The sequence below is a fragment of the Cupriavidus sp. F041 genome, from assembly GCF_057814235.1.
Genome location: NZ_JBVASY010000002.1, coordinates 4187334 through 4210471 on the forward strand (window position 1 = coordinate 4187334; position 23138 = coordinate 4210471).

Annotated in this window: 18 protein-coding genes and 1 tRNA gene; 6 read left to right on the top strand and 13 right to left on the bottom strand. The window is 65.7% G+C overall.

What is annotated here, in order from left to right; genetic code table 11:
- The first annotated feature begins 2 nt into the window (after positions 1 to 2).
- Entirely contained in the window at positions 3 to 986 is a 984-nt protein-coding gene (locus ACZY0R_RS36640; protein WP_488865391.1) for a 2-dehydropantoate 2-reductase, read from the top strand.
- A 276-nt stretch (positions 987 to 1262) separates the two neighbouring features.
- On the opposite strand, the gene rarD is transcribed toward ACZY0R_RS36640, so the two are convergent.
- Together rarD and ACZY0R_RS36650 are read right to left on the bottom strand one after the other, a co-directional pair.
- Entirely contained in the window at positions 1263 to 2153 is an 891-nt protein-coding gene (rarD, locus tag ACZY0R_RS36645; protein ID WP_488865393.1) for an EamA family transporter RarD, read from the bottom strand.
- Positions 2154 to 2261: 108 nt separating this feature from the next.
- A complete protein-coding gene (locus ACZY0R_RS36650; protein WP_441632542.1) occupies positions 2262 to 3395 on the bottom strand; it encodes a TRAP transporter substrate-binding protein in 1134 nt (377 codons plus the stop codon).
- Between the two features lie 415 nt (positions 3396 to 3810).
- On the opposite strand from ACZY0R_RS36650, the gene ACZY0R_RS36655 reads away from it, so the two are divergent.
- A complete protein-coding gene (locus ACZY0R_RS36655; protein WP_488865395.1) occupies positions 3811 to 5571 on the top strand; it encodes a carbohydrate porin in 1761 nt (586 codons plus the stop codon).
- Here ACZY0R_RS36655 and ACZY0R_RS36660 read toward each other — a convergent pair.
- The 10 genes from ACZY0R_RS36660 to def form a co-directional block, all read right to left on the bottom strand.
- A complete protein-coding gene (locus ACZY0R_RS36660; RefSeq protein ID WP_488866383.1) occupies positions 5555 to 6343 on the bottom strand; it encodes an aquaporin in 789 nt (262 codons plus the stop codon). The genes ACZY0R_RS36655 and ACZY0R_RS36660 overlap by 17 nt on opposite strands.
- Positions 6344 to 6956: 613 nt before the next feature.
- A tRNA-Phe gene (locus ACZY0R_RS36665) sits at positions 6957 to 7032 on the bottom strand.
- A gap of 60 nt (positions 7033 to 7092) precedes the next feature.
- A complete protein-coding gene (locus tag ACZY0R_RS36670; RefSeq protein WP_488865397.1) occupies positions 7093 to 7797 on the bottom strand; it encodes a response regulator in 705 nt (234 codons plus the stop codon).
- A 52-nt stretch (positions 7798 to 7849) separates the two neighbouring features.
- Positions 7850 to 10318 carry a sensor histidine kinase gene (locus tag ACZY0R_RS36675; protein WP_488865399.1) on the bottom strand — a complete coding sequence of 823 codons (2469 nt, stop codon included), beginning with the start codon at positions 10316 to 10318 and terminating at the stop codon, positions 7850 to 7852.
- On the bottom strand, positions 10315 to 11046 hold the full coding sequence (locus ACZY0R_RS36680) for a DUF4390 domain-containing protein (RefSeq protein WP_488865401.1): 732 nt from the start codon (positions 11044 to 11046) through the stop codon (positions 10315 to 10317). Before ACZY0R_RS36680 ends, ACZY0R_RS36675 begins: the two co-directional genes overlap by 4 nt.
- A gap of 160 nt (positions 11047 to 11206) precedes the next feature.
- Positions 11207 to 12559: a 16S rRNA (cytosine(967)-C(5))-methyltransferase RsmB gene (gene rsmB / locus ACZY0R_RS36685; RefSeq protein ID WP_045241980.1), complete on the bottom strand. Its 1353-nt coding sequence runs from the start codon at positions 12557 to 12559 to the stop codon at positions 11207 to 11209.
- A gap of 210 nt (positions 12560 to 12769) precedes the next feature.
- A complete protein-coding gene (gene htpX, locus ACZY0R_RS36690) occupies positions 12770 to 13630 on the bottom strand; it encodes a zinc metalloprotease HtpX (RefSeq protein WP_035865619.1) in 861 nt (286 codons plus the stop codon).
- A 185-nt stretch (positions 13631 to 13815) separates the two neighbouring features.
- Positions 13816 to 14457: a LysE family translocator gene (locus ACZY0R_RS36695; protein WP_045241979.1), complete on the bottom strand. Its 642-nt coding sequence runs from the start codon at positions 14455 to 14457 to the stop codon at positions 13816 to 13818.
- A 43-nt stretch (positions 14458 to 14500) separates the two neighbouring features.
- Positions 14501 to 15514, bottom strand: a complete 1014-nt coding sequence (gene fmt / locus ACZY0R_RS36700) for a methionyl-tRNA formyltransferase (protein ID WP_488865404.1) — start codon at positions 15512 to 15514, stop codon at positions 14501 to 14503.
- 110 nt (positions 15515 to 15624) lie between these two features.
- A complete protein-coding gene (gene def, locus ACZY0R_RS36705) occupies positions 15625 to 16140 on the bottom strand; it encodes a peptide deformylase (protein WP_488865406.1) in 516 nt (171 codons plus the stop codon).
- 162 nt (positions 16141 to 16302) lie between these two features.
- On the opposite strand from def, the gene ACZY0R_RS36710 reads away from it, so the two are divergent.
- The 4 genes from ACZY0R_RS36710 to ACZY0R_RS36725 all read left to right on the top strand — a co-directional run bounded on the left by ACZY0R_RS36710 (position 16303) and on the right by ACZY0R_RS36725 (position 22024).
- Entirely contained in the window at positions 16303 to 17475 is a 1173-nt protein-coding gene (locus ACZY0R_RS36710) for a LysM peptidoglycan-binding domain-containing protein (RefSeq protein ID WP_488865408.1), read from the top strand.
- Positions 17472 to 18614 carry a DNA-processing protein DprA gene (gene dprA, locus ACZY0R_RS36715; RefSeq protein WP_488865410.1) on the top strand — a complete coding sequence of 381 codons (1143 nt, stop codon included), beginning with the start codon at positions 17472 to 17474 and terminating at the stop codon, positions 18612 to 18614. The genes ACZY0R_RS36710 and dprA overlap by 4 nt, the downstream gene beginning before the upstream one ends.
- Positions 18615 to 18708: 94 nt before the next feature.
- On the top strand, positions 18709 to 19125 hold the full coding sequence (locus tag ACZY0R_RS36720; protein WP_488865412.1) for a thioredoxin domain-containing protein: 417 nt from the start codon (positions 18709 to 18711) through the stop codon (positions 19123 to 19125).
- Positions 19126 to 19339: 214 nt separating this feature from the next.
- Positions 19340 to 22024 (top strand): DNA topoisomerase III, encoded by a 2685-nt coding sequence (locus ACZY0R_RS36725; protein WP_488865414.1) that lies wholly within the window; start codon positions 19340 to 19342, stop codon positions 22022 to 22024.
- 63 nt (positions 22025 to 22087) lie between these two features.
- Here ACZY0R_RS36725 and ACZY0R_RS36730 read toward each other — a convergent pair whose 3' ends face one another.
- Positions 22088 to 22990, bottom strand: coding sequence for a LysR family transcriptional regulator (locus ACZY0R_RS36730; protein WP_488865416.1), 903 nt, complete (start codon positions 22988 to 22990; stop codon positions 22088 to 22090).
- Between the last annotated feature and the right edge of the window lie 148 nt (positions 22991 to 23138).

The following is a 23138-nucleotide window of genomic DNA, read 5'->3' on the forward strand; positions in this document are numbered from 1 at the left end:
CCATGACATCTCTTTGCATCGTCGGCGCGGGCGCCGTCGGCGGTTTTATTGGCGCGCGGCTTGCCCGTTCCGGCCAGGGGCTCAATGTGCTGGCGCGCGGACAGACCCTGTCCACGCTGCGCGCGCAGGGTCTGACCCTGGTCGAAGGCGAACGTAGCGAGACCTTCCAGGTTCACGCGGAAGGCGATCCCGCAGCGCTAGGTACTCAGGACGTGGTGATCCTGGCGGTGAAGGCCCCGGCATTGCCACAGCTGGCGCGGGCCATAGGGCCGTTGATCGGCCCCGATACGGTGGTGGTCACGGCGATGAATGGCGTGCCGTGGTGGTTTTTCGAGCGCCCAGGTCCGCACGCGGGGCTGTCGCTGCACGCGGTGGATCCGGAAGGCGCCATCGCGCGTGCCATTCCGGCCACGCAGGTGATCGGCTGCGTGGTGCACCTGACGGCCTCCACGCCAGCACCGGCCACTGTGCGCCATGGCTTTGGCGAGCGCCTGATCCTCGGTGCCGCCGGTGGCGATTCGGGCATGGCGGCCGGCAAGGTCGAAACGGTGGCCAGCCTGCTTGCCAAAGGTGGCCTGGAGATCGAGCGCAGCGCGGCTATCCAGCAGGACATCTGGTTCAAGCTGTGGGGCAATATGACGATGAACCCGGTCTCAGTGCTGACCGGCGCGACTTGCGACCGCATCCTCGACGACCCGCTGGTCAACCGCTTCTGCCTGGCGGTGATGGAGGAAGCTGGGCGGATCGGCGCGGCTATTGGCTGCCCGATCGCGCAGAGCGGCGAGGAGCGTAGCCAGGTTACGCGCAAGCTGGGAGCCTTCAAGACCTCAATGTTGCAGGATGCCGAGGCGGGGCGGCCACTGGAGATCGACGCGCTGGTGGCCTCGGTGAGGGAAATTGGCGAGCACGTCGGGATTGCTACGCCCAATATCGATGCGCTGCTCGGCCTGGTGCGTCTGCATGCGCAGGTGCGCGGGCTTTACTGAGGGGGATTGGACCGCAGGCAGGGTTTTGAACGATTTGATAGCAGATGGGAATGAGTATTCTCTGTATCAATGAATGCTCGCGAACTGTGGGTTTTCGCGATAGATGCAGTGAATATTTGTGTCAGGATCTGATGGCCCCGCCTACCCGTTTTCTCAGTGAAAATGTCGGAAATCTTCGATATTCATCAGCGGAATGGATGGTGACTCGATTTTTATTCCGATATTCATTTCTGGCAAGAATAAGATGAGGCTCCAGCGGAAGGAGCCCCCCTTCCCTCAGCCTTCCGCCACGGCGCCGCTGCGCCGGCGCCCCGCCCAGATGCCTTCGATGGCATAGACAGCCAGCGATATCCAGATCATTGCGTACCCGGCCTGCTTGCTTGCCGGGAACGGCTCGTTCCACAGCCACACGCCGAGCAGCAGCTGTAGCGTCGGCCCCGTGTATTGCAGCAGACCTAGCAAGGACAGCGGGATGCGGCGCGCGCCCGCCGCAAACAACAGCAGGGGGACAGCGGTGACGGGACCGGCCAGCAATGCCAGCAACTGCACGCCGCCGCTGGCCTGGCCGAAGTCGGCCTGCCCGGTAGCGAACAGGTAGGCCAGGGAGCTTGCCGCCAGCGGGAACAACAGCAGGGTCTCCAGCGACAGGCCTTCCAGCGCGCCAAGCGTGGCGGTCTTGCGCAGCAATCCGTACCCGCCAAACGTGGCGGCCAGCGCCAGCGCGATCCACGGCAGCTGGCCGGCTGCCACGGTCAGCCAGGCCACTCCCGCGGCCGCCAGTGCGATCGATGCCCACTGGCCGGGGCGCAGCCGCTCGTGCAGGAACAGCACGCCCAGCAGCACGTTGAACAGCGGATTGATGAAGTACCCCAGGCTGGCGTCCACCACCCGCCCGTTCGATACCGACCAGATGTAGAGAAACCAGTTGCCGCTCAGCAGCAGCGCGCTGGCGGCGAAGCCGGCCAGCAGGCGCGGATTGGACCATACCCCGCGCAACCAGCCCCAGTGGCGCCGCCAGGTGAGCACCAGGCCCAGGAACACCAGCGACCACACCATCCGGTGCAGCAGGATCTCCATCGGCGCGATGCCGTGCAGGGATTTGATATAGAGCGGCAGCAGGCCCCAGATGGTGTAGGCGAGCAGCGCGTAGATGATGCCGGTTTGCATGAGAAGTCCCAAAGAATCGGGCGATTCTACCGGCGTAAAAAAGCCCGTGCTTGGCACGGGCTTATGGCTTGCGGCACAGCGGGTAGCGGCCCGCTTGTGTCAGGGTATTTACAGCTTGTGCGTGAAGCTGAATTGCGAGAACGCCTGCTCGGCCACATTGAACCAGGCGGCTTCATTGTTGCGGAATACACGCCAGTCGTCGTAGATCTTCTTGAACGAAGGATTCTTGGCGTTTTCCTCGGCGTAGGCTTCCTGGGTGGCCTTGAAGCAGGCCTCCATGATCTCCTTGGAGAACGGACGCAGCTTCACGCCGTTTTCCAGCAGGCGCGCCAGGGCTTGCGGATTGACCGTATCGTACTTGGCCATCATGTTGGTGTGGACCTCGATGGTGGCCGTTTCCAGCGCGCGCTTGTACAGCGCGGGAAGCTTCTCGTACTCCGTGGCCGAGGAATAGAAGGACAGCTGTGCGCTGCCTTCCCACCAGCCCGGGTAGTAGTAGTACGGCGCAACCTTGTAGAAGCCCAGTTTCTCGTCATCGTAGGGGCCAACCCATTCGGCCGCGTCGATGGTGCCTTTTTCCAGTGCCGGATAGATGTCGCCGCCGGCGATCTGCTGCGGCACCACGCCCAGGCGCGCCAGCACCACGCCGGCAAATCCGGCGATGCGGTACTTCAGGCCCTGCAGGTCGGCTACCGTCTTGATTTCCTTGCGGAACCAGCCGCCCATCTGCGCGTTGGTATTGCCGCCCAGGAAGTTGACGACGTTGTATTCCTTGAAGAATTCGCGCATCAGCTTCATGCCGTTGCCCTGCAGCATCCAGGCGTTCTGCTGGCGTGCGGTCAGGCCGAAGGGGATGGTGGTGTCAAAGCACAGCGTCGGGTTCTTGCCGAAGTAGTAGTAGCCGGCGGTGTGGCCGATCTGCACCGTGTTGTTCTGCACCGCGTCCAGCACCTGCAAGCCCGGCACGATTTCGCCGGCGGCGAACACCTTGATGTTGAACTTGCCGTCGGTCAGTTCCTTGACCCGGGCCGACAGCAGCTCGGCGCCACCGAAGATGGTGTCGAGCGACTTGGGAAAGCTGGAAGCCAGGCGCCATTCCACAGCCGGGTTGCTGCCGATCACGGCCGGTGCGCTGGCACCGGCGGCAGCCGGCGCCGCGGCCTTTTCTTCCTTGCCGCAGGCGGCCAGCGCCCCGGTGGCGGCCACGGCCGATGCCTTCAACAGAAAGGAACGACGTTCCATAACTTCTCCTCTTTATAAATTTTTGGTGCGGCAGCAGCGTCAGGCACGCTCACGTCATGCGTGGGCATCCGGCCCTGTACCGTGGCGCGCATGAAGCCGGGGTACGGCGGCTGCGCAATTAATGAGCCTGTTACAAAGGCATGCCATGATCCGCGGATGATCTTGGCATGCCTTTGTAACAGGCTCGGGGGGCGCCGGTCCGTACCCGTCGGACAAGCCCGATGATTATAGCGGTGGCCCTTTCGCCACGGGGAACCGGCAAAGTCCGGGTTTTCGCTAGGAAAGCGCTGCTTTAGGGGTGACGCTGCCGCCATGTTCCATATGGTGAAAAGGCTGCCTTTGCCGCGGATTTTGTAACCCCGCTTGCTGTCCAATCGGGCGACTGTTAAAAAATCACGCCTTACTGGTGTTGCCTATGTTGTCTGTTGTCCTGGCCGAATCGGGCCGCCCGCCGCATCGTCACTCCCGCTGCCTCGCTCTTGCCGTGCTGGCCGCCTGGGGCGTGAACGCGTGCGCGCAGGCCGGTACCGGCCTGGTGGCATCGGATGCGCTGGTGGCGCCAGCGGCCGTGGCAGTACCGGCACGGCCCTCGCCGCAGGTAGATCCCGAGACCGACCCGCTGGCAGCCCTGGTTGCGCGCGAATCAGCCGGTGGCGCCCCGGATAGCGCAACGGTGGTACGTGTGCCTGACGCTGCGCCCGCGGTCACGGAAGCCCCTTCCGCACCGGTTGTCGCCGCTGCCGCTCCTGTTCCCGCCGAGTCCGGCGCACCGGACGCTGCCCTGCCAGCCCCGCCGCTTCCGGCCACCTGGGCCAACGCAGGCCTGGCCGACGACGGCATGCAACTCGCCGGACCGCCCGAGCCTGCCTTGCCCCCAGAGCCCGTGATGGCGCCGCCGCCTCCTGTCGTGTTCTTTCCCAAGCGCCTGGGCCAGTTCGTCGCGGAAGCATCGCCGAAGGTGGCCGAGCCGGTCGACGGCGATGCCCCCGAGGCGCCAGCCAGCGAGGGCTTCGCCCTGGTCTCGCAGTTACCGGCCGACGATCCGGCCGGCGACCAGGTCTGGCGGCTCGGCTACAGCGGGCGCGCAGCCTATGACGACCGCAATACGGCCACGCGTGCCTGCGCCGGTGGCGGCACGCCGTCCACCGGCGTCGGCGGCGGGCTGGCCTGCCGCAGCACCGGCGAGGTCAAGCTCAAGGAATCGCTGTTCGCTCTGGATAGCGGCGGCCAGGTGCAACTCGTGGCGCAGGCCAAGGGGACGGATGCCACCTCGGTCAATGGCCGCCCGGCAGCGGTCGATCCGTATGCCCTGCTGCCCCAGATCTATACCTCGGTCAGTGGCCTGTCGGTACTCGACGGCGCCACCATGTGGGCTGGCCGGCGCGAGACCTCGGCCTTCCTGATGTCCTCGGGACTGCTGCCGCCCACTTCCCCGGCAATGCGCTTCGGCGTGGACAATGCGCGCTTTGGCGATATCGCGCTCAATTACCAGTACACCGCGCGCAACGATCTCAATGGCGCCAACCTGCCTAGTTACCATTCGCTGCGCACCGCCCCCATCACGACCAACGAGAAAGGCTCGGTGCAACTCGGCTATACGCGGGTGGAAGCGCAGCCGCTGATCCAGCAGACCGGCAGCGCATGGTGGGTGTCGGCCATGCACGAGCAACAGGGCGTGCTCGCCGGGACCAATCGTTTCGGCATGCAGTTAGGCGAAGGCAGCCGTAATGCGCTGACCGGCTACACGGGCATGGGTCCTGCGTTGTCCCGGGTACGCCTGGCCGAATCGATGGAATGGAAGCAACGCTCCGGCCTGGGCCTGGCAGGCTCGGTCGAATCCAGCATGCAGTTCGACCGCTCGCCGGTGGGAACTCTGCAATGGATAGCCACGCGCGTGCGCCCTGCCTACATCGCCAGCGAGCAGTTCAAGCTCACCTTCGAGGTGGCGCGTGACCAGATTTCCTCGGGTTTTGGCACGAGCGGGCAACGCACCGCCCTGACCGTGGCGCCGACTTTCACGCTTGGCAAGGCGGCCGGCAATGCCAACCTGCGCGCCTTTTACACGTACAGCAAGGCCAGCGACGTGGATGGCATAGCGTTCGCCTCGCCGGCGGATACGTGGGCCTCGCAAACGTCCGGCTCCATCTTCGGCGTCCAGCTCAATCGGCGCTGGTAGCGGCCGGAGTTGCCGCCGGGCCAGGCGTCGGCCATGCCGCCGTTTGCTTCGCATGCGAACGGCCCGGCAGCGCTGCCGGCGCGCGCAGCAACCAGTGGAAGATCAGCGTGGCGCTCAACCCTCCCGCCAGTTGCGCCAGCATGAAGCCGGGCACATCGATGGCACGGATACCGGTGAAGGTTGCCGTCAACGCACAGGCAATGGTGAGTGCCGGGTTGGCAAAAGAGGTTGATGCCGTGAACCAGTAGCCAGCCGTGATATAGGCCGCCACGGCGAACGGAACCAGGCCGGGCCGGCTGCGTCCGGTACCGATGGCCACGCTGATCAGGCCGAAGGTGGCCACGAACTCGCTCCACCACATCGATGTCCCGGTGCGGCTTTGTGCCGACCAGGCCAGCATCGGCTCGCCAAACATCGCATGCGCGCAGATGACGCCCGCGATGGCGCCGGCAGCCTGTACCAGCGCATAGCGCCACGCATCGCGTGCCGGCAGCGTGCCCTGTATCAACGCACAAAGGCTCACCACGGGGTTGAAATGACCGCCCGATACCGGTCCCAGCGCCAGCAGTAACGCAATGAGCCCACCCCCCGTGGCCAGCGAATTCGCCAGCAATGCCAGTGCGACATTGCCACCGGCCAGCTGCTGCGCGCGAATGCCGGAACCCACCACCACTGCAACCAGCAACGCCGTGCCCAAGGCTTCGGCCACCAGGCGCCTGGCCAGCGTGGTCGCAGGCGCGGGTACGGCGCGCCCATGCGGTTCAGCGGTCATTACATCGTCGGGGTGCTTGCGCATTGGGTTTGCTTTGGCATGGCCTGGAAACCGCCTCGGACATGGAATCAGTCCTCGCCGCGGGAGCGCGCAGTGTTCGTTTTTCGTCTTCCGGCGTCAATGCACGCGCGGCTAGTTTTGAATGAACTGGTGGTATCGAATGCGCGGCGTGTTTTGCCAGATTGCTATCCGCACGGCACGGATAGGAAGCGTGCAATGGTGAAATTCGGAGGTCAGGCCGAAATGCGGAAGCCGGAATTTAGGGGTATTTGGCGCAATGCCGATAATCGCGGTTGCGATGGCATTGGTCGAGGAATTTGTGCCTAAACAATAGGCGGTGACAGTGGACAAAGCAAGGATGTAGCTGGCGTCTGGCGATAGCCATGCGAGGACTGGAAAGGACGTCTATGCCCCTGGTTTCGCGTGGGCATACAGGACAAGCCGGCGGAGCAAGGAGACAACGCGCCTATGGCCTCGTCCGCCACCGCGCGGCGGCACATGGGAATAAATGCCGATACGGCGAAGCGCATCTTATGCGTCGGCAAAGGCAAATCAACGCAGGCAAATGAAAAAAGCCCAAGACCTTTTCAGATCTTGGGCTTTTTCGTAATGCTGGTGGCCTGGGACGGAATCGAACCGCCGACACAAGGATTTTCAATCCTCTGCTCTACCGACTGAGCTACCGGGCCAAAGAAGCGAAATCATAGCAGCGCATTTTGAATCAGTCAAGCGCTGCGCGCATCACCGCATCATTGTTCTGCTGGTTCCGGTTTGTTGCGGCCGAGTTCCACGCCGAGTTGCTTGAGCTTGCGGTACAGGTGAGTGCGTTCGAGGCCGGTTTTCTCGGCGACGCGGGTCATGCTGCCATGTTCGCGCAGCAAGTGGTATTCGAAGTAAGCGCGCTCGAACAGGTCGCGCGCCTCGCGCAGCGGCATATCGAAGGAAAAGTGCATCTCCGCTTCGGGCAGCCGTTGCGGGGCGCCATTGGCGCTCTCCGCGGCGCTTTCCGCCGCTACCGCCGCGATGCCTTCGCCACTGCCGTTCGCGGGCAATGCCGTGCCGGCGGCCACGCCTGCGCGTGGACGCTCGACGCCGCGTGCCAGGCCCTGCTCGACCGCCGACAGCAGCTTTTGCAAGGCAATAGGCTTCTCGAGGAAATTGAGCGCGCCAATCTTGGTCGCCTCCACCGCGGTATCGATGGTGGCGTGCCCCGACATCATGATGACGGGCATGGAGAGCAGGCCCTGGGCCGACCACTCCTTGAGCAGCGTGACGCCGTCGGTATCGGGCATCCAGATGTCAAGCAGCACCAGATCCGGCGTATTGCCGGCACGGTACTCGCGCGCCTTCTGCGCGTTTTCTGCCACTTCGACCACATGGCCTTCGTCGCTGAGGATTTCCGAGAGCAACTCCCGGATACCCATTTCGTCGTCGACTACGAGGATGGTTGCCATACTTCCCCTCTTGACCCCACCGCGGCTTGCCGGGTTCGGGGCCGCACATTGACTATGCCAGTTTAACGAACAGGATGGAGATCTGCGCCCCGATGATCTCGGTGCCCTCCATGCGATTGCGCAACTCGATGCGTGCGCCGTGTTCGTCAATGATCTTCTTCACCATCGCGAGCCCGAGGCCGGTTCCCTTGGCCTTGGTGGTCACATAGGGTTCGAACGCGCGACTAAGGATGCGCGGGGCGAAACCAGGACCGTTATCCGCAATGGTGAGCTTGACGGCCTGCCGGTCTTCGCCGGCAGAATCTTTGTATTCTACAGTCTCGGTGTGCAGAGCGATATGGGGCGCCATTCTGGCCGCCGAAACGTTGTCCGACACTGCATCCTGCGCGTTTTGCAGCAGGTTGTGAATCACCTGGCGCAACTGGGTCGGATCGCCCTTGATTTCAGGCAGGCTGGCAGCCAGCGACGGATGGATCACGGCATGCTCGTGGGGGCCGGTGTCGTCGATGCCATAGAGGTGCAGCACTTCCGCCACCAGGCCGTTGATCTGCAGTGACTGCAGCAGCGCTGGCGGCGTGCGCGCGTAGTCGCGGAAGTCGTCGACCATGCGCTTCATGGCCTGCACCTGGTTGACGATCGTGGTGGCGCCGCGCTTGAGCACGTCCACGTCGTGGCCTTCCAGCTTTGGCGAGAGCTTCATCTGCAGGCGCTCGGCCGAGAGCTGGATCGGGGTCAGCGGGTTCTTGATCTCGTGCGCGAGGCGCCGTGCCACTTCGCCCCAGGCCACCGAGCGTTGAGCGGAAATCACATCCGAGATATCGTCGAACACCACCACGTAGCCGGGCTCGCCTTGCTCGTCACCCCGTCCGCCGGGCAGGCGCGCGCCGCGCACCAGCAGCGTGAGCGGTTGTTCCTCGTCGCCCTGCGGCAGCTCGATCTGCTTTTGCCAGTGCTGCGCGCCACCCAGCATTTCACTGGTGGTCTGCTCGGAAAAGGCCTGCCGCACGATGTCGCCGAATGCGCCGAGCACCGGGATGCTGTCGATGGGCTGTCCCAGCGCGCCGGCGAAGGGCTGGCGGAAAATGCGCTCGGCCCCGGGATTGGCGGTGATCAGGACGAAGCGGCGGTCGAACACAAACACGCCGGCGGTGAGGTTCTGCAGCACGCTTTCGAGATACGCCGTCGATTTTTCGAGCGCGCTGCGGTTCTGTTCCACCGCGATGCGCGCTTCCGAGAGCTGGCGCGTCATCATGTTGAACTGCTGTGTCAGCATGCCGAGCTCGTCACGGCTCTTGAGTTCGCGCTTGGGCGAGAGATCGCCCTCTGCCACTTCCTTGGTCCCTTGCAACAGCATCAGCAGCGGCCGCGCCAGCTGGCCGCCGAGCAGCAGCGCCAGCATCACGGCAATGAACACCGCCAGGAACAGCGTGAGCGTGAGCGTGCCGATATACATCTTGCGCAGGCCGGTGCGGCCAAGCGCCTTCTCCTGGTACTCCTGGTAGGCCCGCTGGACTTCGTCGGCATTGCGCGCCAACGCCGCCGGCACCGGATGCACGACTTGCAGATAGCGCTCCTCGCGCACCGTGTCGCCCACCAGCCCGAAGCCGGAAGACGCGGCATCTTCCGGGCGGCGTTCCACAGCCAGCCCCGAGCCCGCCCAGCGGCTGGCTGCATTCAGGGGCTGCTTTGCCGCCGGGCCGCTGGCGCTTTCCGCGAGGGTTTGCGCATTGGTCTGCGCGGTGGGCGCGGGGCCAAGCGGCACAATGACGCGCAGCCGGTACAAGTGGCCGCCATCGATTCGTTCGGGCTTGTGGCGGCCGTCCACCACCGGATCGGAGCCACCCTCCACTGCGGCATAGCCGCCAGCCAGCCGCGCCTGCTCAGCCAAAACGCCGGAAGGCAGATCGGGCACCAGCGAGGCATAGTTGCTCGAGGCGGTGGCGATCACACGGCCGCTGCCGGTAAAGATGGCGGCTTCCTGCACGCCGTATTGCTCGCGCAACCGGTTGAGCTGCAGCGAGGTGGCGACATTCGACGAGCTGGCGATCTGGTCGGCCATCAGCCGCGCCTTGCCTTGCAGGTCAGACAGCGAACTGTCGATGGTCGAGCGTCCAAGATTCAGGCCGGCCTCGAGCGCGGTTTCCACGCGCACATCGAACCAGGACTCGATGCTGCGCGAGACGAACTGCAGCGACACCAGATAGATCAGCACGCCGGGCAGCACGCCCACCACGCCGAAGAACACCGCGAGCTTGGTCATCAGCCGCGTGCCGAACTTGCCGCGGCGGTAGCGCAGCCACAAGGTCAGCGCCAGCGCCCCGATGATCAGCACCAGCAGGATGCCGATCACCAGGTTGATCTTGAACAGCAGCGTGAAATACCGGTCGAAGAATTCCGTATTGGCCGAGGCGCCTGCCAGCAGCGCTACCAGCACCAGTGCCAGGAACACGATGATCCCGGCCACGACGCGGTAAAGCACGCGCCGGAAACGGCTGTCCCAAAGGCTGGGGGCGGTGCTCATGGCTGGCCCGCGGCCGGCTGCACCAGGGTATTGGGGGAGAGCACGGTCGATACGGTCTGCGCGAAAGGTACCGCGCGCGTTTCGCCGGCCACCGCGGCGGACGCGGCGGATGCCGGTCCTGGCACGGGGGGCGGCGCCGGTACTGGCAACACCGGAGGCGGCGGCGTGGGCGCGGGCGGCTGCGGGAACTCGGTGGGTACAGTGAAATTAAAGCGGCGCCATTCCGATGCCAGGTTCCATTCGCGCGTATTGACGGCGTTGATCTGGAACGGCTTGGGCAGTTGCGTCAGGTCCAGGCGCATGCGCGTTTCGGCCTGGTAGGTCTCGCCCGGCTTGACCATATTGCGCTCGAACACGCGCCAGCCACGGACGCGCTGGATGAATTGCAGCGCGCCCTTTAGCCGCATGAACGGCAGTTGCAGGCCGCCGGTGGAAACGCGGTACTGGCGCGTGAGCGGATGGTAGGACAGCCGCACGCTGCGGCTGGCATTGACCGGCTTTTCATCGAACCAGTACCAGCGTGGACGGGTGAGCTGGAAATCGACCACGAAATACAGCGAGATACCTTTGTTCAGCGCGTCTTCGAGCGGTGGCGGCAATTCGAAATCGAAGCTCGCGGCAAGATCGAAGCCGCCGTCCTGGTACTCGATGCGCGCTTCGTTGACTTCGATGCCATCGGCGCGCGCCGCTCCCGACAACACCATCAGTGCCATCAGCACGCACAGCATGATCGCCGACGCAAGCCGCCAGGCTGCCAGCCACGTACACGCTCTGCGCACAGCGCCGGCTATTGCACTACCTGCCGCCACGGGCACGTACGCACTGTCGTCAGGGACGCGAAGGACGAACAAGCGAAGCGGGCTCGGCATTGGGATCGATAGGGATCGGTCAGGGTCGTTTCTGGAAGCGGGCGTAGAAGAAGCCATCGTGGTCGGTGGGCAGGCCTTCCTGGCTGGCATTGCCGCCGCCGGACACCTGGTCCTTGTTGCCAGGCAGCATCTGGCCTGGCGCCTGCAATCGTATCGCATCTGGTAGCTGTGCACCAAACCAGCGCGCCTGCTCTTCGCCCTCCGTTGGGAAAATAGAACAGGTGACATAAACCAGGATGCCGCCCGGCTTGAGCAGGCTCCAGAGTTGCGACACGATGCGCCGCTGCTCGGTCACCAGGCGGGGAATGTCCACCTCGCGGCGCAGCCAGCGGATATCCGGATGGCGGCGCACGATGCCCGAAGCGGAACAAGGCACATCGGCGAGGATGCGATCGTATTGGCGGTTATCCCACCAGTCCTGCGGGCGGCTCGCGTCGCCCACCACCACGGTGGCTTGCTGACCCAGGCGCGCGAGGTTCTCGTCGATGCGCGTGGCACGCTGGCCATCGCTCTCGAGCGCCGTCACCTCGACCTTGGCCAATTCCAGGATGTGGCCGGTCTTGCCGCCGGGCGCGGCGCAGGCATCGAGCACGCGCTGACCATCGGCCAGGTCCAGCAGCGGCGCGGCCAGTTGCGCGCCGGCGTCCTGCACCGAAACGTCTCCCTCGGCAAACCCGGGGATCTGCGACACGGGAAACGCGCGCACCAGCCTGACCGCCTGCGGACCGATGGCCACGCCGGCCATGCCGGCGTTGGCCACGCGCTTGAGATACTCGGCGACCGTGACCCGCGCGGTATTGACGCGCAGGGTCATGGGCGGACGCACGTTGGCGCTTTCGGCCAGCGCGGTCCACTGGTCCGGGTAAGCCTTGCGCAGCGCATCCAGCCACCATGCGGGCAGGTTCCAGCGCGCCTCGTCGTCCTGGCGCACTTCGGCCAGCAGCGCCTTGCGCTCGCGCAGGAAACGGCGCAGCACGGCGTTCACCAGCCCGCGCGCATGAGCCGTCTTGGGCTCGGAGGCGGCGGCGCTGACGGCCTGGTCCACCACGGTGAACTCCGTATAGCCGCCCTCGCCCTGCTCATCCTCGACCAGCAGCGCCAGTGCCACCGCCAGCAGCGAATCCACCAGCGCGCCGGGCGGCCGGGTCACCAGTTTGGTGACCAGCGCGCGCGCCGTGCCGAACTGGCGCATGGTACGGTAAGCCAGGTCCTGCAAGGCGCCGCGCGTGGCCGCGTCGCGCACGCGGTCCAGGCGGTATTGCGCGGCGGCGTTGTCGATGGCCAGCGGCAGCGCGCTGCCTTCGTTGACGCCGCGTACGGCGGCCGCGGCGGCGAGCATCTGGAAGGCGAGTGATTCGTGTGGCAGGCGCATGACAGTGAGGCAGTGAGACGGTAACGCGGGGTGGCAAAGGCAAGCCGCAAGCGGCGTGGACTGGCGGCAGGGCCGGGCGGGGCCGGAAAAAACACTGCCCGCCGCTTCGAAGGGAAGCACGGCGGGCAGTTTACCCTGTATGTGCCCAGGGTCGGCTTTTTTGCGCCCTGCTGGCCGGCGCCTGGAGCAACGGGAGGGCTTGAACCGACCCTAAACCGGGTAGACCCCGGTCTGGGCCATCTGCATCAGCCGCGCCACGCGCTCCTCGGTGGCCGGGTGGGTCGAGAACAGGTTGGCGATGCCGCTGCCCGACAGCGGGTTCATGATCATCATCTGCGCGGTCGCGGGGTGCGCTTCCGCCGTCTGGAAGGGAATGCCCTGGGCATAGCGGTGGATCTTGTCGAGCGCCATCGCCAGCGCCTGAGGGTCGCCGCTGATCGTGGCGCCGCCACGGTCGGCCTCGAACTCGCGGGCGCGCGAGATCGCCATCTGGATCAGCGAGGCCGCCAGCGGTGCCAGGATTGCCACGGCGATGCTGGCGATGGGATTGGAGCGGTTGCCGTTCTCGTCGCGCCCGCCGAAGAACATGGCGAAGTTGGCCAGTGCGGCAATCGCGCCGGCCATGGTGGCGGCAATGGTCGAGATCAGAATGTCGCGGTGCTGCACGTGGGCCAGCTCGTGCGCCATCACGCCGCGCAGCTCGCGCTCCGACAGCACGCGCAGGATGCCGGTGGTGGCGGCGACGGCCGCATGCTCCGGATTACGGCCGGTGGCAAAGGCATTGGGCGCGTCCTCGTTGATCAGGTACACGCGCGGCATCGGCAACTGGGCGCGCTGCGCCAGCTCCTGCACCATGCCATAGAACTGCGGCGCCGTGCTCGCGTCGACTTCCTGCGCGTTGTACATGCGCAGGACCATCTTGTCCGAGAACCAGTAAGAGAAGAAGTTCATGCCCAGCGCCATGATCAGCGCGAACATCATGCCGCTGCGGCCGCCGATCATGCCGCCGATGACGATGAACAGCGCCGTGATGGCCGCCATCAGCATGAAGGTCTTGACCCAGTTGAACATTGTCGTGATCTCCGAAAAAATCATCCTCGAGCGCGCACCCGGTAGCCGGGCTGGCCAGACCTGCGAAGCGCGACGCGGTGATGATTAGATGGTACCCCTGGGCGGAAATTCAACCGTGGGCTGCCTAAAAATAGAGCAGTGCCACGGTTAGCGACGCCTTGGGCCGTTTGTCGGCCAGGGGTGGCTTAGCGCTGAGCTAGCGCCAGGCGGGCACCCAGCCCGATGAACGCGGCGCCGACAATGCGATCCAGCCAGCACTTCAGCCGGGGCGCCTCGCTTGCGCGGCGGGTCAGGGTGCCCGCCATCCATGCGACCAGGCCGTTCCACAGTGTCGACATCAGCACCATGACGCCGCCCAGTGCCAGGAATGCCAGGGCCTGATGCCCGGCATGACGGTCGACGAACTGCGGAAAGAAGGAAATGAAGAACAGGATCACCTTCGGATTCAGCACATTGGTCAGGAAGCCCTGCATGAACAAGGCGCGCAGGCCGCGCGTACCCGGCTGCGCGGCGGGGGCCGCGCTTGCCTCCCGGGGCGTCGATTGCTGCCGGATCAGGCGCAGCCCCAACCACACCAGATAGGCCGCGCCGGCAAACTTGATCACGGTAAAGGCGGTGGCCGACGCCGCCAGCAAGGCGGTCAGGCCAAAGGCGATGGCCAGCGAGTGCACGCAGCAGCCGGCGCTGACGCCGAGCGCCGAGACCACGCCCGCCGCCCTGCCCTGCGCCACGCTGCGCCCGACGATATAGGCGGTGTCCGGTCCGGGTGTCACATTGAGCAGGAACACGGCGCCGACGAACAGGGGGAAGTCAGTAATACCGAGCATGGGATTCCTGGCTGCTGGATTGGCAATGGCGGGCAGGTGCCGATTATGCCGTGCCTTCCGGCACGACGCAGCGGGTGCCAGCCGGCAGCGGCATGCCCTGCAGGAACTGCTGGGCCGGCAGCCTGCGGCCGCCCGGCTTCTGCAGTTCGGCCACGCGCAGCGCGCCCTCGCCGCAGGCAATCACCACGCCGTCGGCATCCGCGCCCAGCACAGTGCCCGGCGCCTGCCGCAGACCGGGCACGGCTTCCATCGCCTGGGCCTGCCAGCACTTGATGACGGTCTGGCCGACCTGCACGGTGGCGCCGGGGAAGGGATTGAAGGCGCGCACCTGGCTGGCCAGTGCCGTGGCCGGGCGGCGCAGGTCCAGCGGCGCTTCTTCCTTGGCGATCTTTTCGGCATAGGTGACGCCCTCGGCAGGCTGCGGCGTGCCGGGCAGCGGCTGGCCAGCGGCGAGCCGGCGCAGCGCGTCCACCACCATGCGGCCGCCCAGCGCGGCCAGCGTGTCGTGCAGCGTGCCGGTGGTGTCGTCGGGCCCGATCGGCACCGTTTCGCCCTGGATCATCGCGCCGGTATCCAGGCCTTCGTCCATCTGCATCAGCGTGATGCCGGTTTGCGCGTCGCCGGCCTCGATGGCGCGGTGGATGGGCGCCGCGCCGCGCCAGCGCGGCAGCAGCGAGGCATGGATATTGAGGCAGCCGTGGCGCGGCAACGCCAGCACCTCGGCCGGCAGGATCAGGCCGTAGGCGGCCACTACCATGACGTCCGGCGCAATCTGCGCCAGCGTATCCACCGCGGCGCCGGCTTCCTCCGCGTACTTACCGTTGCGGCGCAGGGAGCGCGGCTGCAGCACCGGGCCCAGACCATGCTCCAGCGCGTACTGCTTGACGGGGCTGGCCTGCAGTTGCATGCCGCGGCCCGCCGGGCGGTCGGGCTGGCTGAGCACGGCCACGATGGGGAAGCCGGCCTCATGGATGGCCTGGAGCGCCACGCGGGCGAATTCGGGCGTGCCGGCAAAGGCTACGCGCAGCGCTTGGGTTGGGCTTGCGGCTTGGGACATGGCGCGCTCCGGCATAAAGCGGCACCGGCCGCATCAGCGGCCGGCAACTTGATTCATCGGGAAGGCAATACGATAGCAGACCGGTGCCGGTGCGTCCGGCCGCGGCTACCTTACATGCGGGTGCGTTCGCGCTTGTGCAGCTTGACCAGCTTGGACTTGATACGCTGGAGCTTGAGCGGTGAAAGGTACTCGACGAAGACCTTGCCCTTGAGGTGATCTATCTCGTGCTGGATACACACGGCCAGCAGATCGTCGGCTTCGATCTCGAAGCTCTCGCCCTTTTCGTTGAGGGCGCGCACGCGCACATGGTCCGGGCGCTCCACGCGGTCGTAGACCTCGGGCACCGACAGGCAGCCCTCTTCCGATACCTTGCGGGTTTCGCTGGACCAGACGATTTCCGGGTTGATGAAGACTTGCAGCGCGTCGCGGGTTTCGGAGATGTCGATCACCACCACCTGCTCGTGCACGTCCACCTGGGTTGCGGCCAGGCCGATGCCCGGTGCTTCGTACATGGTCTCGGCCATGTCCTGCACCAGCTTGCGGATGCGGTCGTCCACCACGGCAACCGGTTTTGCCACGATATGCAGGCGGGGATCGGGGTAGGTCAGGATATCGAGTTTAGCCATGATGCTGGGGCGCAACGCCTGCCGCTCACACATGTGAGCCGCGCGTTGCGGCTACGGGTGTTTACATGCAGAATCGGGGCGCAAGTACAAAAATTCAAGGCGCGCCGCAACAGGCACGCTCTCCAGGGTCAATCCGGCTGTTCTGCCAGCCGGTTCGAGAAAATGCGCGATCTTACCAAAGAACACCAGGCGGCGCCGGGCCGCAGGCTGCACGCGTTTGCCCGATTGATGTTGTGTGCGGCTGGCATCACTGCCGCCGCCGGGGCGCCAATCCATGCCGCTGAGCTTACCGTCACCCCTGCCCAGCTGGCCCAGGCCACTGTCACCGGGCAGCAAGGCATACCCGCCACCGACCTGGCACCGGACGCGCCACAGCAGTACGTGGTGCGCGGTGGCGACACGCTCTGGGGGATATCGGGCCGCTTCCTGCGCCAGCCCTGGCGCTGGCCCGAACTGTGGGGCATGAACCGGCAGCAGATCCACAATCCTCACCTGATCTATCCCGGCCAGGTCCTGTACCTGATTCAGCGCGACGGACGCGCCTGGCTCTCGACCAGCCCGGACGCCGGCGGCACGGTGCGCCTCACGCCGGGCGTGCGCGGCGAAGGTGGCCCGGACGGCGCCATCGCCAGCATTCCCGCCAAGGACATCGAGTCCTTCCTGATCCGCCCGCTGGTGGTGGACCAGGGCACACTGGAGACCTCGGCGCGCATCTTCGCCCTGCCCGAGTCGCGGGTCTATCTGGCCATGGGCGACATCGCCTATGCGCGCGGCATCGCCCCGCCCGAGGCGGTGATCGGCAGCGACTGGCAGGCCTTCAAGCCGGTCAAGCCGATCAAGGACCCCGTCACCGGTGTTGTGCTGGGCTACGAGGCCGAATACCAGGGCAATGTTCGCGTGTCGCGCCAGCCGGAAGGCTTCGACGCGGTGACCACCATCAAGGTGACACAGGCGCAGCAGGAGATGGGCACCGGCACCTTGCTGATGCCCCAGCCCGCGCGCGAGCCGGTGCGCTATGTGCCCCGCGCCCCGGAAGTCGCCCTCGATGGCCGCATCGCGGCGGTCTATGGCGGTGTGCAGTTTGGCGGCGCCAAGCAGGTGGTGGTGCTCAACCTCGGCACCACCGCGGGCCTTGAGCCAGGCCACGTGGTTGCGCTTTCCCGCGCCGGCCAGTTGGTGCCCGATCGTACCGACGGCAATCGCCCCATCCTGCTGCCCGACGAGCGCTACGGCCTGGCCTTCGTGTTCCGGGTGTTCCCCGGTGTGGCCTATGCCCTGGTCACCGATGCCACGAACGCGATCGAGGTTGGCGACCGCGTGACCTCGCCACGTTGACCGGGCCAGCAGCAGCCTGCGCCGGTCCGGTGCAGGCGCCGGCCACCACGCGCGACGCCGCGGACATCGAGGCGTGGCTGCGGCTGACAGGCGCGCGCGGCCTCGGTACGGCCGCCCTGCGCCAGTTGCTGGCCGTCTTCGGGCTGCCGCGGCAACTGCTGGCGCAGAGCGTCAGCGCGCTGGCGGCGGTCATCCCCGAGAAGCACGCGAGCGCCTTGCTAGCGCCGCCCGACGCTACCACCATGGCGCTGGTAGAGCGTACCCTGGCCTGGGCCGCCGAGCCCGGCAACCATGTGGTGACGCTGGCTGACGCGGCCTATCCCCGCCCCTTGCTGGACCTTTCCGACCCCCCGCTGGTGCTGTACATCAAAGGCCGGCTGGACGCGCTTGGCGATCCGGCCGTGGCCATGGTCGGTGCGCGCAGCGCCACGGTGCAGGGCGTGGAAGACGCGCGGCGCTTCCCCCGCGTGCTGTCCGATGCCGGGCTGGCCGTGGTGTCGGGACTGGCGCTAGGGATCGATGGCGCTGCCCATGACGGCGCGCTGGAGGGCATCGGCGGCACCGTGGCGGTGATCGGCACGGGGGCCGACCTGGTCTATCCCGCCCGCCACCGCGAGCTGGCCCACCGCATTGCCGCCCATGGCGCCATCGTCAGCGAGTTTCCGCTCGGCGCGCCGGGGCGCAGTCATCATTTCCCCCAGCGCAACCGCATCATCGCGGCGCTGGCGCGCGGCGTGCTGGTGGTGGAGGCGGCGGCGCGCTCGGGGTCGCTGATCACGGCGCGGCTGGCGGCAGAAATGGGGCGCGAGGTCTACGCCATTCCCGGCTCGATCCATGCGCCGCTGTCCAAGGGCTGCCACCTGCTGATACGGCAGGGCGCCAAGCTGGTGGAAACCGCGCACGATGTGCTGGAGGAACTCGGTTGGGGCGGCGCCGGTGTCCGGACGGTGTTGCCTGCGCCGATGCCGGGGCTGGCCGATGTCCTCGGCCTGACGCTCACCCACGATCCCGTCACGCTCGATGCGCTGTGCACCCGCACCGCCCTGCCACCCGAGCAGGTGGCAGCTATCTTGCAGAACCTGGAACTGGCGGGCGCCGTGGAGCGGCTGCCGGGCAATTTCTATGGCCGGGTAAGCTAGTGGGTGCCGCAAGGCCGGTCGAAGCACGGTTTTCCCCGCGACCGCTACAATCAAACGATTTCCCGTGCCTGAAAAGGCTCATGTTTATCCCGCCATGACCGTTTACTTTCCGGAGCAGGACCCGGGCGCGATCGCCCAGGCGCTGGCAGCGCGTCCGCAAGGCCGCCTGGTCGCGTGCCTGTGCGCGGCCTGGTGTGGCACCTGCGGAACCTACCAGGAGGCGTTCAGATCCCTGGCGGCGCGCTTTTCCGGCGATTGCTTCGTGTGGATCGATATCGAAACCCATGCCGACCGGCTGGGCGACCTCGACATCGACAACTTTCCCACGGTGCTGGTGCAGCCGGCCGCAGGGGGCCGGCCGCAGTTCTACGGTACGCTGTTGCCGCATATCGAGGTGCTTGAGCGTATGCTGGCGCGCGGCGCCGCCATGCCGATGGCGGCCGGGGCCGAGGTGCCGGAAGTGCTGGACTGGCTGGCGCAGGGTGCCGGCGACGGCCTGGATTCGCATTGAAAAAAGAACCGACAGCAACCGCACCGGGCCTGGCCCGCATGCCGGCAACGGCTGTTTGACGAAGGCACCGGCGGCGTGCTTGCTTGCACCGCCGTCGGAACCGCGCTTATTATTGGCGCCTCAAAGCCCCGAGCTCGCTGTTTACATATAGTGCAGAGCCCTTAGTGGCAATAATTCGCAGGCCGCCAGAGTGCGGCCAGCAAGGACCCGATCCATGTCAAAAGCCCTCATCATCGCGGAAAAGCCATCGGTTGCTGCCGATATAGCCCGTGCCCTCGGGGGCTTTACCAAGCATGACGAATACTTCGAAAGTGACGATTACGTACTTTCGTCGGCCGTCGGCCACCTGGTTGAGATTGCCGCCCCGGACGAATACGAGGTCAAGCGAGGCAAGTGGAGCTTCGCCAACCTGCCGGTGATTCCCCCGCACTTCGATCTGCGCCCGATCGCCAAGACCGAATCGCGCCTGAAGGTGCTCAACCGCCTGATCAAGCGCAAGGACGTCACCGCCTTGGTCAACGCCTGCGACGCGGGGCGCGAAGGGGAACTGATCTTCCGCCTGATCCAGCAGCATGCCAAGGCCAAGCAGCCGGTGCAGCGCCTGTGGCTGCAGTCGATGACGCCGCAGGCAATCCGCGACGGCTTTGCGCGCCTGCGCGACGACGCCGACATGATGCCGCTGGCCGATGCCGCGCGCTGCCGCTCCGAGGCCGACTGGCTGGTGGGCATCAACGGCACGCGCGCCATGACCGCCTTCAACAGCAAGGGCGGCGGCTTCTTCCTGACCACCGTGGGCCGGGTGCAGACCCCTACCCTGTCGATCGTGGTGGAGCGCGAGGAGAAGATCAAGAAGTTCGTCCCGCGCGATTACTGGGAAGTGCGCGCCGAGTTCATCGCCGCCGCCGGCCTGTACGAAGGCCGCTGGTTCGATCCCAAGTTCAAGAAGAACGAGTTCGATCCCGAGGCGCGCGAGTCGCGCCTGTGGAGCGAGGCCGAAGCCAAGAGCATCGTGGCGGCCTGCCGTGACAAGACCGGCACCGTCACCGAAGAGTCCAAGCCTTCCACGCAGCAGTCGCCGGCGCTGTTCGACCTGACCACGCTGCAGCGAGAGGCCAACTCGCGCTTCGGCTTCTCGGCCAAGAACACGCTTGGCCTGGCGCAGGCGCTGTACGAAAAGCACAAGGTGCTGACCTACCCGCGTACCGACGCCCGCGCGCTGCCAGAGGATTACATGGACACGGTCAAGCAGACCATGGACATGCTTGCCGAGAGCTCGCCCAACTATCTGCCGCATGCCAAGAAGGTGCTGGCGAGCGGCTGGGTCAAGCCGAACAAGAAGATCTTCGACAACAGCAAGATCAGCGATCACTTCGCTATCATCCCGACGCTGCAGGCCCCGAAGAACCTCTCGGAGCCGGAACAGAAGCTGTATGACCTGGTGGTGCGCCGCTTCCTGGCGGTGTTCTTCCCGGCGGCCGAGTTCCAGGTCACCACGCGGATTACCGAAGTGGCCGGCCATCACTTCAAGACCGAGGGCAAGGTCCTGGTCAATCCGGGCTGGCTGGTGGTCTATGGCCGCGAAGCCCAGGGCGACGACGCCAACCTGGTGGCGGTGGCCAAGGACGAGCGCGTCAAGGTCGACAAGGTCGACAGCTTTGGCCTGACCACCAAGCCGCCGGCGCGATACAACGAAGCCACGCTGCTCTCCGCCATGGAAGGCGCAGGCAAGCTGGTGGACGACGACGCGCTGCGCGAGGCCATGGCCGGCAAGGGCCTGGGCACGCCAGCCACGCGCGCGGCCATCATCGAAGGCCTGCTCGCCGAGAAATACCTGGTGCGCGAGGGCCGCGAGCTGATCCCCACCGCCAAGGCCTTCCAGCTGATGACGCTGCTGCGCGGCCTGGGCGTGCTGGAACTGACCCAGGCTGAACTGACCGGTGAATGGGAGCACAAGCTGTCGCAGATCGAGCGCGGCGGCCTCAAGCGCGACGAGTTCATGCGCGAGATCGCGCAGATGACGCAGCAGATCGTCAAGCGCGCCAAGGAGTACGACAGCGACACCATCCCGGGCGACTACGCCACGCTGGCCACGCCGTGCCCGCAGTGCGGCAGCCAGGTCAAGGAGAACTACCGCCGCTTTGCCTGCACCGCTTGCGAGTTCTCGATCAGCAAGATCCCGGGTGGCCGACAGTTCGAGATCGACGAGGTCGAAGAGCTGCTGCTGAAGAAGGAAATTGGTCCGCTGCAAGGCTTCCGCAGCAAGATGGGCCGGCCCTTCGCCGCCATCCTGAAGCTGGGCAAGGACGACGATGGCCATTACAAGATGGAATTCGACTTCGGCCAGAACGACGACGACAACGACGGCGAGCCGGTCGATTTCAGCGGCCAGGAACCGGTTGGCACCTGTCCCAAGTGCAGTGGCTCGGTGTTCGAGCATGGCATGAAGTACGTGTGCGAGAACTCGGTTACCAGTCCCAAGTCTTGCGATTTCACAACGGGCAAGATCATCCTGCAGCAGGAGATCTCGCGCGAGCAGATCGGCAAGCTGCTGGGCGCGGGGCGCACGGATTTGCTGACGGGATTCAAGTCATCGCGCACCGGGCGCAATTTCAAGGCCTTCCTGGTCAAGCAGCCTGATGGCAAGATCGGCTTCGAGTTCGAAGCCCGCGAGCCCAAGGCGGGCGCTAAGACGGCTGCCAAGACCGCTTCCGCCAAGGCGGGCGCCGAGGACGATCAGGACGCTGAAACGGTGAGCAAGGCCAAGGCACCAGCCAAGAAGGCGGCTGCCGTGAAGAAGGCGCCCGCAGCCAAGAAGGCCGCGGCCAAGGCGCCGGCGGCCAAGCGTGCTACCGGCAAGTCGCGCGCCGGCGGCGAGGCCACGGCCGACGCCGAGGAGTGAGCCGCCGCGGAACCGGCTTCGCGCCGGTTCCGCGAATCCTGTCCTTGCGCCAGTCTCGATCCCTTACTGAACGTTGCCGCGGATCTTGCCTTCTTCCAGCAGGAAGTCGATAAAGGCGCGGACCTTGGTCGGCAGGAACTTGCGGCTGGGATAGACCACGCTGACATCGCGCCGCGGCAGTCGGTATTGCTGGAGGATGTGCGTCAACCGCCCCGATTCGATGTTCGGCCGCGCCAGATAGGCAGACAGCATCGCCACCCCCATATCGGCCAGCGCCGCCTGGTGCGCCAGCTCGGCATTGCTGCACAGCAGGCCCGGCCGGATCGGCACCGTCACCTCGCCCTCCGGCCCCGACAGCGTCCATTCATGCTCCGCGGTGGGAATCCGCATCGCGATACAGCGGTGGTTGGCCAGTTCGTGCGCGTGGCGCAGCGGCGGGTGCTGGCGCAGGTAGCCTGGCGAGGCGCACAGGATGATCTCTGCCGAGATCAGCGGGCGCGCCACCAGGTGCGAGCCCAGCCCCAGGTCGGACAACACCACGCCTACGTCGCGGCCCTCTTCCACGATATCGACGATACGGTCCGATAACAGCACATCGAACACCACTTCGGGGTACAGGGCCTGAAAACGCGCCAGCGTGGCCGGCAGCAGGTGCAGGCCGAACATCACCGGCGCGACCAGCCGCAGTGTGCCCGAGAGCGACTGGCTGCGCGCCGTCACTACCGATTCGGCCTCCTCCACGTCTTCCAGGATCTGCTGGCAACGCTGCAGGTAGGTTTCGCCGGCGTCGGTCAGCGACAGGCTGCGGGTAGTGCGATTGAGCAGCCGCGTGCCCAGGTGGCTCTCCAGGTCGGCCACATAACGCGTCACCACCGCATTGGACATTTCCAGTTGTTGCGCTGCACGAGCAAAGCTGCCCAGCTCGACCACTTTGGAAAAGACGCGCATCGATTGCAGCCGGTCCATGACATAGTCTCCAGTCTTGCCCGCGAACTTTTACGAGAAGTGGGTTATTTATTGTTAAAACTACAACTAATCATTGTTGGGGGCAATCTTTATTCATATCAGGGAAATACCTAATATGGAGCCATCGGATGCCGCATTGCAGCGAAGG